The 10,877-nt window shown below is 70.1% G+C and carries 8 protein-coding genes; 3 read left to right on the top strand and 5 right to left on the bottom strand.

The genetic code is table 11. The annotated features are described in order from the left end of the window. Positions 1 to 20 precede the first annotated feature (20 nt). Together Q4A22_RS09185 and Q4A22_RS09180 are read right to left on the bottom strand one after the other, a co-directional pair. The gene (locus Q4A22_RS09185) at positions 21 to 2,036 is read right to left on the bottom strand and encodes a S8 family serine peptidase (RefSeq protein ID WP_303178813.1); all 2,016 of its coding nucleotides are present in this window, start codon (positions 2,034 to 2,036) and stop codon (positions 21 to 23) included. Between the two features lie 193 nt (positions 2,037 to 2,229). Continuing rightward, entirely contained in the window at positions 2,230 to 2,490 is a 261-nt protein-coding gene (locus Q4A22_RS09180) for a type B 50S ribosomal protein L31 (protein WP_055083062.1), read from the bottom strand. A gap of 304 nt (positions 2,491 to 2,794) precedes the next feature. Between Q4A22_RS09180 and Q4A22_RS09175 the strand changes: the two genes are divergently transcribed. Then, complete coding sequence (locus tag Q4A22_RS09175) at positions 2,795 to 3,859, top strand: biotin/lipoate A/B protein ligase family protein (protein WP_303178809.1); 1,065 nt, start codon at positions 2,795 to 2,797, stop codon at positions 3,857 to 3,859. 139 nt (positions 3,860 to 3,998) lie between these two features. Next, a complete protein-coding gene (locus tag Q4A22_RS09170) occupies positions 3,999 to 5,027 on the top strand; it encodes an LCP family protein (protein ID WP_303178807.1) in 1,029 nt (342 codons plus the stop codon). A gap of 286 nt (positions 5,028 to 5,313) precedes the next feature. Here Q4A22_RS09170 and Q4A22_RS09165 read toward each other — a convergent pair whose 3' ends face one another. Then, the gene (locus Q4A22_RS09165) at positions 5,314 to 6,666 is read right to left on the bottom strand and encodes a UDP-glucose/GDP-mannose dehydrogenase family protein (protein ID WP_303178806.1); all 1,353 of its coding nucleotides are present in this window, start codon (positions 6,664 to 6,666) and stop codon (positions 5,314 to 5,316) included. A gap of 33 nt (positions 6,667 to 6,699) precedes the next feature. Next, the gene (wecB, locus tag Q4A22_RS09160) at positions 6,700 to 7,848 is read right to left on the bottom strand and encodes a non-hydrolyzing UDP-N-acetylglucosamine 2-epimerase (RefSeq protein WP_303178805.1); all 1,149 of its coding nucleotides are present in this window, start codon (positions 7,846 to 7,848) and stop codon (positions 6,700 to 6,702) included. A 338-nt stretch (positions 7,849 to 8,186) separates the two neighbouring features. Between wecB and Q4A22_RS09155 the strand changes: the two genes are divergently transcribed. After that, the gene (locus Q4A22_RS09155; RefSeq protein ID WP_303178803.1) at positions 8,187 to 8,939 is read left to right on the top strand and encodes a hypothetical protein; all 753 of its coding nucleotides are present in this window, start codon (positions 8,187 to 8,189) and stop codon (positions 8,937 to 8,939) included. Between the two features lie 99 nt (positions 8,940 to 9,038). Here Q4A22_RS09155 and Q4A22_RS09150 read toward each other — a convergent pair whose 3' ends face one another. Further along, on the bottom strand, positions 9,039 to 10,736 hold the full coding sequence (locus Q4A22_RS09150; protein ID WP_303178801.1) for an AarF/ABC1/UbiB kinase family protein: 1,698 nt from the start codon (positions 10,734 to 10,736) through the stop codon (positions 9,039 to 9,041). Positions 10,737 to 10,877: the final 141 nt, after the last annotated feature.

Here is a 10,877-nt window from a genome sequence, read left to right as displayed (position 1 = left end):
CAGCTTTCAGCCCGTGGGGCTCAGCGGGTGGTCCACACCCCGCGCTGCGCGGTCCAGTGCGCGGTCACGCCGTTGCTGAAGCGCTGCCGCACCTCGGTGCCCGAGCGGTACTCGTCCGTGGTGGGCCAGCCCCAGCCCCGCTCGAAGCCGGCGCGCTTCCACGCTCCGCCGATGCCACCGCTCTCGCGCACCGCGTGCGTGCCCGCGGCACTGTTCCACGTGATCTTGGTGGTGGCGGAGCCGGTGCGGAACACCTGGTAGGAACCGGCACCCGCGCGGGTCTCCTCGCTGGTGGGGAAGCCGTAGCCCCGCTCCCGCCCGGCGGAGATGAACTTCTTGCCGATCAGGGTGGTGTTCTCCACCACGTGCGCACCGGTGGCGCTGCTCCAGTAGATGGTGGTCTTCCGACCGTCCTTCACGAACTCCTGGTAGCGCCCGCCGTTCGCGGCAGCACCCTCCGCGCCCGCGGGGTTGCCCCACTTCGCAGCCCCTCCGGTGGCGCGCCACTTCGCGCCGATGGCGCCGGACACCGGGTACGACGTCGCCGGGGCCGCGGGCGTCGCGGTCCGCACCGCCGCGGCGGGATCGACGGTCAGGGAGCCGAGGTTGCCGCTCGCGGTGGACTTCAGGATCTGCTCCACCCTGGCCGGGGTGATGGCCGGGTTCTTCTGCTTCATCAGGGCCACGGTCCCGGAGACCAGGGGAGTGGCCATGGACGTGCCGTACATGTTCGCGTAGGACGCCCCTGCGGGGGTTGTGGTGCCCGTGTTCACGGTGGAGAGCAGGGGGTTCTGCGCGGTGCCGCCCGGGGCGAGGACGTCCACCGCCGCGCCGGTGTTGGAGTAGCTCGCGGTGTTGCCGGCGTTGTCCGAGGCGCCCACCACGATCGTGTTCGCGCAGTTGGCGGGGGCGGTGCCGCCCGCGTTGACCGCAGAGTTGCCCGCGGCCACCACCACCGGGACGCTGCGGTTCACGGCCGCGTTGATGGCGTTCTGCATGGTGGCGCCGCACTCGCCGGGGTAGTTCAGGGACAGGTTGACCACCGTGGCGGGGTTGGGGTTGGCGGGCTCACCGGCCACGGGCGCGCCCGCGGCCCAGGAGATGCCGTCCGCGATGTCCGAAACCCACCCGTTGGTGCACTTGCCGAGCACCCGCACCGGCTGGATCCTCGCGCCGGGTGCGGCCCCGGCGATCCCGGTGCCGTTCTGGGTGGCGCCGGCGGCGAGCCCGGCCACGTGGGTGCCGTGCCACGAGGAGGTGCGCGCCGCGCTCGAGCACTCCCCGGCACCGCTCCAGTCACCCTGGTCCTGGGGGTTCGCGTCCCGCAGGTCCCCGTCCCGGGACAGCGCGGGATCGTTGATGAAGTCCCGGCCCGCGACCACCTTGGAGTTCAGGTCCGGGTGGGAGGTGATGCCGGTGTCCAGCACCGCGATGGTCTGCCCGTTGCCGCGGGAGAGGTCCCACGCGCTCGTGAAGCTCACCCCGCCCTGGTTGGGCCACAGGCTCCACTGGAAGTTCGTGTAGGTGTCGTTGGGCACCCACGAGGCCGAGGCCAGGCGGTCCGCCTCGGCGTACTCCACGGCCGGGTCCGCCTGGATCTCGGCCACGACCTTCTCCTGCTCGGCCTCGTCCAGCTCCCGGTCCAGCTCGACCACGTCCGCCTTCGCGGCCGTGGTCTTCACGTGGTCGGCGACCTCGGGGGTCTTGGCGCCGGGCAGGGCGTCCTGCGCGGCGGACTCGACCACCGCGTCCTTGGTGGCCGCGGGGGCGGCGGCGTCCTTGAACTTCACGATCACACGATCGGTCCCGGTGGGCGGGTCCGAGGGCACGGTGGTCGCGGGGGCGTCCGGGCCGGAGACCGGAGCCGCGGCGGCCGGCGGCACTGTGAGCACCAGGGACGCGGTCACGGCCAGGGGCAGGGCGGCCCGGCGCACCACCGCGCGCAGGCCCGCCCGGGGCGACGCCGCGGCGTCGTGCGCGGGGAGGACGAGGGAGAAAGCGCGCAGTGGACGCGCGCGGAAAGCACGAGAGGGCATGGGGGAGAGCCTTTCGGTGGCCGCGGCGCGGGATCAGGGGGGGCGCCAGGGCCTGGGGGGACATGAGCCACGCCCATCCTAGGGGGAAAGGTCACGACGTGGTGACGTTTTCGGTTCCGGTGTCGTCAACCGGAACGCAGAACGCCCGGCCCACCGAACGGTGGACCGGGCGCTGCGGGCGGAAGCCCCGGGACTACTTGGAGGACTTCCCGAAGTTCGCGAAGCGCTGGTTGAAGCGCTCCACACGGCCGGCGGAGTCCATGATGCGCTGCTTGCCCGTGTAGAACGGGTGGGACTCGGAGGAGATCTCGACCTCGATGATCGGGTACTCGTTGCCGTCCTCCCACGTCTCCGTCTTGGAGGAGGTGGCGGTGGAACGGGTCAGCACGACCTTGCCGGAGGCGAGGTCGCGGAAGAGAACCGGGTGGTAGTCCGGGTGGATGTCAGCCTTCATGGTGTCAACCTTCTGTAGGTGCCTGGATTTTGCCAGGCACGGCGTTGCTCGGATGCGGTGCCCTCACGACGAGCGCACCAACCGACCATGGTACGCCCCCCGCCACCACCCGGTCGAGCGGCCGCACCGGGCGGGCCGGCGCCCGCGGTGTGAGACCACCGGCATCCCCGGGCACCCGGTGCCACCCCCTGCGTACCATCGAGACGCACACGACCCGGGGCACGGCGGCGTCGAGCACGCCACGTCCCCGCGACGGCACCCGCCCGGCGCCCCCGGGGCCGGAACCCACAGCGAAGGACAGCGGATGAGCACCCCACGCGCACACGGCGAGTACAAGGTCCCCGGCGGGAAGCTGGTGGTCGCGGACTTCACCGTGACCGACCGGCACCTGCGCGACGTCTCCGTCAACGGCGACTTCTTCCTGGAACCGGACGAGGCGCTCGCGGACATCAACGCCGCGCTGACCGGGATGCCCGAGGACACCGCGCCCGCGGAGATCCGGGAGCGCGTCGAGGCGGCGCTGCCGCAGGACGCGGTGCTGTTCGGGTTCGACGCCGCCGCGGTGGCCGTGGCGGTGCGCCGCGCGCTGGGCCGCGCCACCGGCTGGGCGGACCACGAGTGGGAGGTCATCCCCGCCACGGTGCGCCCCACCCTGGAGAACCTGGCCCTGGACGAGGTGCTGGCCCGGGAGGTGGGGGCCGGTCGCCGCGCGCCCACGCTGCGGTTCTGGGACTGGGACGAGCCGGCCGTGGTGATCGGCTCCTTCCAGTCCGTGGGCAACGAGGTGGACCCGGAGGCCGCGCGGCGCCACGGGGTGCAGGTGGTGCGGCGGGTCTCCGGCGGCGGCGCGATGTTCATGGAGGCGGGCAACTGCATCACGTACTCCCTGTACCTGCCGCAGACCCTGGTGGACGGGCTGAGCTTCGCGGAGTCCTACCCGTTCCTGGACGCGTGGGTCATGCAGGCCTTCGCGGAGCTGGGGGTGGAGGCGTTCTACGTGCCGCTCAACGACATCGCCACACCGCAGGGCAAGATCGGTGGGGCGGCGCAGAAGCGCTTCGCCAACGGCGGGATGGTCCACCACGTGACCATGAGCTACGACATCGACGCCCAGAAGATGACCGAGGTGCTGCGCATCGGGCGGGAGAAGCTCTCGGACAAGGGGATCCGCTCGGCGAAGAAGCGGGTGGATCCGCTGCGGCGGCAGACCGGGATGGCCCGGGAGGACGTCATCGCCGCGTTGGCGGGCACGTTCACAGACCGTTACGGTGCCCGTGTTGGTAAGGTCACGGACAGCGAACTCGCCGCGGCCAGGGATCTGGTGGAGCACAAGTTCGGCACGCAGGAGTGGATCCACCGGGTGCCGTAGCTATGATGTGCGAAAGCAATCCGCGGCCCGTCGGTCCGGTTCTCCTCCCGGGGGCGCACGCCGCCTCTCGGGAGGGAGCCCGGGCCGCGGTGCGGCGACGGCCGTGAGTCCCACCACCCCCCCAGCACCGGAGAGCCACGTGTCACAGAACCCCGAGCACCTCACCGACGAGCAGCCCCGCCCGCGCAAGCGCCACACCGGGCGCAACATCCTGCTGGTGCTGCTGGCACTGGTGCTGGCCGTGGCGGTGGTGGCGGGACTGTTCGTGTGGAACCTGGGCCGCACCTTCGACAACGGCGCCCAGAACCTGGCCTCCGCGTTCCCAGAGGAGTCGGGACGCCCCGCCAAGGGCTCCGCGGAGGACAAAGGCACCACGGTCCTGCTGCTGGGCTCCGACAAGCGGCCCGACGGGGTGGACCCGGACGTCACCGGCTCCCGCGCGGACTCGATCATGCTGCTGCACATCCCCGAGGACGGCGGCCAGATGTACGTCATGTCCATCATGCGCGACACCTGGGTGAACATCCCCGGGGTGGGGGAGGCCAAGATCAACGCCGCCCTGGACCAGGGCGGAATGCCCAAGATGGTGAGCACCATCGAGGACAACTTCGACACCCGCGTGGACGAGGTGGCCCTGGTGGACTTCGCCGGCTTCGAGGGACTCACGGACGCCCTGGGCGGAGTCACGGTGGATGTTCCGGTGGCCTTCACCACCCAGCAGGGCCAGCACTTCGACGCCGGTCCCCAGGAGATGAACGGGGAGCGGGCCCTGACGTTCGTGCGCGAGCGGTACGCGTTCACCGACGGCGACTACCAGCGCGTGCGCGACCAGCGGATCTACCTCCAGGCCATGATCGACAAGCTGGTCAGCGCCGGCACCCTCACCAACCCGGTCAAGCTCAACGAGGTGGTCAAGCAGATCTCCCCGTACCTCACCGTCAGCGACGGGCTCACCGCGGGGTGGATCGCCCAGCAGGCACCCAAGCTCGTGGGCCTCAGCAGCGGTGACATCCACATGTTCACGGTGCCCAACAAGGGCGTGGGAACCTCCTCCGACGGGCAGTCGATCATCGTGGCGGACCCGGACGCCATGAAGGCGATCGGCAAGGCCATCTCCGACGGCACGCTGGACCAGTACGCGAAGTCGGTGCCCCAGCAGGGCCAGTGACTCCCGGGCGCCCGGGCCGGTGACGGCCCGGGCGCCGTTGCTCTCCGGGAGGCTGCCCCCTGTGTAGCCCGCGCCCTAAGCGGATACCTATCGCCTCGCCGGAGCCTTTCTTCACACGTCTCCCGCTGACCATGGGAACCGTATCCCCACTGGGGGTGCGGACTTCACGGTGCGTTCAGCAAGGACCGGAGTGGTGACATCGGTTGCAGACCTACCCGGGGATCCCTGCAGAGCAGCTTCCAGCCGCAAGGCGGAGTGCTCCACAATCTGGCAGACGACCAGAAAATCACCGGGATTCGCGCCGCCCCAGCGCCAGGTACCGCCACCCGGCGTCCTGCCAGGTGGCCGCTTCCAGCACGTTGCGGCCGTCGATGATGGTGGGCGTTTCCACGAGGTCCAGGACACGGCGGGGGTCCATGTCCCGGAACTCGCGCCACTCGGTGAGCAGCAGGGTCACCTGCGCCCCGGCGACGGCGGCGTCGAGGGAGTCCACGTAGTCCAGGCGGGGGTAGCGCTTCGCGGCGTTGGCGTTCGCCTGGGGGTCGTAGAGGCTCACCTCGGCACCCATGGAGTGCAGGCGGGCGGCGATGTCCAGGGCGGGGGAGTCCCGGACGTCGTCGGACTCGGGCTTGAACGCGGCGCCCAGCACCGCAATCCGGGCCCCTTGGAGGGAGCCGCCGCACTCCTGGGCAGCCAGCTGCACGGTGTGCTCCCGGCGGCGCAGGTTGATGTCGTCCACCTCGGAGAGGAACCGCAGGGACTGGCTCAGTCCCAGCTCGGACGCTCTGGCCTGCAGTGCGCGGATGTCCTTGGGCAGGCACCCGCCGCCGAATCCCACGCCGGCGTTGAGGAACTTGCGTCCGATGCGCTCGTCCAGTCCGATGGCATCCGCGAGCGTGCGGATGTCCCCGCCCACGGTCTCCGTGACCTCCGACAGCGCGTTGATGAAGCTGATCTTGGTGGCCAGGAAGCTGTTGGCCGCCACCTTCACCAGCTCCGCAGTCTGGTAGTCGCTCACGATGAACGGGACGTCCTCGGCGAGCTGCTGCGCGTAGACCTCGCGCATGACCGCCTCCGCGTGGCGCGCCTCCTCGGTGGGGTGCCCGGCGGCGTCGTGCTCCAGCCCCAGGACCATGCGGTCGGGGTGCAGGGTGTCCTCCACGGCGTGGCCCTCGCGCAGGAACTCCGGGTTCCACACCAGGCTCGCGCGGACGCCGGGGGAGACCGACGCCCGCGCGAGCTCCTGCAGCCGCGCCGCGGCGCCCACGGGGACCGTGGACTTGCCGGCGATCACGCAGTCGTGGTCCGCGGCGCGGGCGATCTGCTCCACGGCCGCGTCCACGTAGGTCATGTCCGCGGCGTGGCCGTTGCGCACCTGGGGAGTTCCCACACCGATGAAGTGGACGTCCCCGAACGCTCCGGCCTCCTCGTAGGAGGTGGTGAACCGCACCGCACCGGAGGCCACGTGCTTGCCCAGCAGCTCCGGCAGACCGGGCTCGTGGAAGGGCACCACGCCCGCGGCGAGGGTGTCGATCTTGGCCTGGTCCACATCCACGCCGAGTACTTGGTGGCCCAGTTCGGCCATTGCCACGGCGTGGGTGGCGCCCAGGTAGCCGGTGCCGATCACGGTCATGCGCATGGGGGGAGTGTCCTTTCGGGGAGGAGGTGGGGCTCAGGGCTGGGAGTCGAAGTCTGGGATCCTGGTGCCCACGCCGAACATCTGCTCGATCGCGGCCAGGGTGCGCTCCGCGGCCCTGCCGTCGCCGTACGGGTTCACGGCGTTGGCCATCTCACCATACGCGGCCGGGTCCGTGAGCAGGCGCTGCACCTCGGTGACGATCCGCTCCTCGTCCGTGCCGATGAGCTTGACCGTCCCCGCGGTGACGGCCTCGGGACGCTCGGTGTTCTCGCGCATCACCAGCACCGGCTTCCCCAGAGACGGCGCCTCCTCCTGCACCCCGCCGGAGTCGGTGAGCACCACGTGCGCCACGGAGAGCAGGCGCGTGAACTCGCCGTAGGCCAGCGGTTCGGTGACCACCACGTTGGCGCGGCCCTCCAGCGCGGGCAGCACGGCCTCGCGCACCACCGGGTTGCGGTGGGCGGGCAGCACGATGGTCAGCTCCGGGTCCGCGTCCGCGATCCGTGCCAGCGCGCGTCCGACGCCGCGCATCGCCTCTCCCTGGTTCTCACGACGGTGCGTGGTCACCAGCAGCACCCGGCGCCCGGAGGAGGCGATCTCCTCCAGCTGCGGATCCGTGAACGGCAGCTGCTGCCGCACGGTGTGCAGCAGGGCGTCGATCACGGTGTTGCCCGTGACCACGATGTCCTGCTCGGGCAGGTTCTCCCGCAGCAGGTTCTCCCGAGATGTGGAGGTGGGGGCCAGGTGCAGGGAGGTGATCTGGGAGGTGATCTTGCGGTTAGCCTCCTCCGGGAAGGGGGAGAAGAGGTTGAAGGAGCGCAGCCCCGCCTCCGCGTGGATCACGGGGATCCCCCGGTAGAAGGCGGCGATGGCCCCGGCGGTGGAGGTGGTGGTGTCGCCCTGGACCACCACGGCGTCCGGGGCGTTCTCGGCGAAGATCCGGTCCAGGCCCTCGACAGTGCGGGTGAGCACGCCGTTGAGCGTCTGGCGGGGCTGGATGATGTTCAGGTCGTGGTCCGGGGTGATGTCGAAGATCTCGTTGACCTGGTCCAGCATCTCCCGGTGCTGCCCGGTCACGGTGACCACGCAGTGGAAGTGCTCGCTGCTCTGCAGCGCTTTCACGATGGGGGCCATCTTGATGGCTTCGGGGCGAGTTCCATAGATCGGCATGATCGTGTGCACGCAGTACATCCTTAGCTCGGCCGGCGGGTCGAGGAACGCGCCGCGCCCGTGATCACGGGCGGACGCGCGGCCCTGTCCCGCAGTCTAGAGGACAGCTGTGTGCGATAGCGCACGTCACACCGGACGCAACGTGTCCCCCATAGAGGCGACAGCCGTACCCCCCGGTAACGATCATCCGTCTGATGATCGTGTCCTACGATTGCGAACGGAAATGGGAGACGTCCGGCCTGCGAGCATTCCCCCTAAAGAAATTCGCATCGCCCGGCATATCCACCAGCCACATTTCTTATTGCACAAAACTTAATTTTTCCCCTCCTTTACCCTCCGAAGAAGGCACTGTGACCCGCTCCGCCATGGGACAGCCCCCCAACGACGCCCTGATCTCGGTCCTGATCACCTACCGCGACCACAACGGCCGCCAGGGAGACCTCCCGCCCTCGTCCTTCCGTGAGAGCTTCACCGCGCTGCAGGAAATCACCCAGAGCGTCCTGGACACCGCCGGGGACGGCCTGAGCGGGTACTCCCAGGACTTCGCGGCCATGCAGAAGGGCCCCTCGTCCTTCGAGATCGAGGTCCATGCGCACCTGGCGCGAGGCTCTGCGATGCTCGGCCGCCTCCGAGGGCGCCGCAGCGTGTCCCTGGTCTCCCTGCTGGACCACCTCACCAACGTGCTGATCGCCCTGGGGGACGCCATCTGCTGCCTGGCCTCCCACCCGGACGCCCGCGTGCGCTACGTGGAGGGCTACTACGGGCCCTACTACGAGATCCTGGACGGTGGGCTCGCCGGCATGGCGGTGGAGGCCCGGAGCATGGAGGTGATCGTGACCCCGCGGTTCCAGGAGGCGTTCCGCCCGATGATGGCCAACTTCGTCCAGCCGTGGGTGGCGTACGTGACCTTCACGCAGCGGGTTCTGGGCCTCGAGTTCATGCGCCGCACGCAGGTGCTGGTCAACGAGCACACGCGGGCCTTCGCCCACGGGGCGCCCCTGCGGGTGACGGAGGAGACGCTGCGGGAGGCCCGTGAGGCCCCGGATGCCGTGCGCTCGGACCAGTGGGTGGACGAGCCCCTGGAAGAGGGTGCGGGCTGGTAGCACTGCCTCGCGGGCGCCCCGAACCGGGGTCCAGACCCTGCCCCCGGACGACGCCCGGGCGGTCCCGGGTCCGGGGCGCGGCTCAGTGTGCGCGGCGGCTCAGCGGACGGTGCGCTTGCGCCGCTTTCCCCGCAGGGTGCGCACCACCTGACGCACCCTGTCCACGTTGGAGGAGACCGCCAGGTAGCCGCTGAGCACGCCCACGGTGGACATGCCCCCCACGATCAGGGGGGTGTGGTACTTCTGCCAGCGCTCGGGGTCCGAGGCGATGATGTGCGCGGTGCCGTTGATGGTGGCCGCGATCACCCCGCCGGCCACCACGTGGTGCCCGATCCTTGCCCCGCTCTTCACCAGGGGGTCGAGCTCGTCCGTGCGCAGGTGGACGTCGAAGCCGCCGCGCTCCAGCACCACGATCAGCCGACGCACGTACTCGGGGACGTCCACCCCCATCTGGACCGCGTCCTCCACGGTGGCCCGCAGCCGGTTGAGCAGCATCTCCGGGGAGAGCCGGTGCATGATGAAGCGCTCGGCGTAGGGCTGGACCGAGGACACCAGGTCGAACTCGGGGTCCAGGCCGGTGCCCATGGACTCGGCGGTCACGAGCATCCGCAGCAGCAGCGCGGACTGGCGGGGCAGCTGCAGCCTGTGGTGGCGCAGCACGGAGATCAGGTCCGCCATGAGCGCACCCACGCGCACCTCCGCCAGGGGCTTGTTGGCGTAGCGGCGCATCATGACCGCCACGTCCTTCTCCACCTCCCGCCTGGAGATGTCGTGCTCGCCACTGTCGGTGAGGCCCAGCAGACCGGCGGCCGCCCGTCGCGGGTTGTCCTGCACCACGCCCAGCAGCAGGGTGATCAGGTGGTCCCGGAACTCCTCGGTGAGGTTGCCCACCATGCCGAAGTCGATGATGGCGATCCGCCCGTCCGGCTCCACGAACAGGTTGCCGGGGTGGGGGTCCGCGTGGAAGAAGCCGTCCTCGAAGACCATCTTGCAGATGGCGTCCGTGGCCTCCCTGGCCAGCAGGTGCCGGTCGATGCCCTCCGCCTCGAGCGCCGGGTAGTCGTTGATCTTGACCCCGAACATCCGCTCCATGGTGAGCACGCGCGAGGTGGTGGCCTCCCAGTAGATCTCGGGGATCCGGATTTGCGGGTGACCCGTGAAGTTCTCGGCCATGCGCTGGGCGTTGCGCGCCTCCTGCAGGAAGTCCAGCTCGTCCTTCAGGGAGGTTCCGAACTCCTCCACAATTCCCTGCAGGTCGTAGTCCTGCGCGGCGGTCCAGTAGCGGGACACCCACGTGGCCATGTCCTGCAGGATCTCCAGGTCACGGTTGACCTCGTCGACCACACCCGGGCGGCGGACCTTCACGATCACCTGGTGGCCGTGGAACGTGGCGGCGTGGGCCTGGCCGATGGATCCGGTGGCCACGGGGTCGGGGTCGATGTGGTTGAGGATCTCCTCCGCCTGCGAGTCCGGCTCGGCCTCGATCAAGGCCCTGATCTGGGAGACCGGGATCGGCGGGGTGTGGTCCTGGAGCTTGAGCAGCTCCTCCGCGTACCCGGGGGGCAGCAGGTCCGGGCGGGTTGAGGCCAGCTGGCCCAGCTTCACGAACGTGGGCCCCAGCTCCTCCAGGGCCATGCGCAGGTGCGCGGGCTGGGAGTGGATGGTCTGCGGGTCGATGAGCTTCACGCGCGCCAGCGGTGCCCGCCACTGCGGTTTCAACCCGCCCAGGGCGAAGCCGAAGCCGTGCTTGGTGAGGACCTCGATGATCTGCAGGAACCGTTCGCGGCGGGAAATCATACGGGTACTGGAACCCCTCAGAGCGTTCGGTGGAGGTACGTGGCCATGAATCCTGTGGCCACGGCCACGATCAGGATGAGCGTGGTGGCCAATGGTTCCACACCGAGCATCACGATGCCCAGCAGCACCAGGATCACGGTC

Origin of the sequence: Kocuria sp. (genome assembly GCF_030530945.1) — a bacterium.
In the GTDB taxonomy this organism is placed as follows: Bacteria; Actinomycetota; Actinomycetes; order Actinomycetales; family Micrococcaceae; genus Kocuria.
The sequence above is the reverse complement of the archived record's forward strand: the minus strand, read 5'-3'. Positions and strand labels throughout refer to the sequence as shown.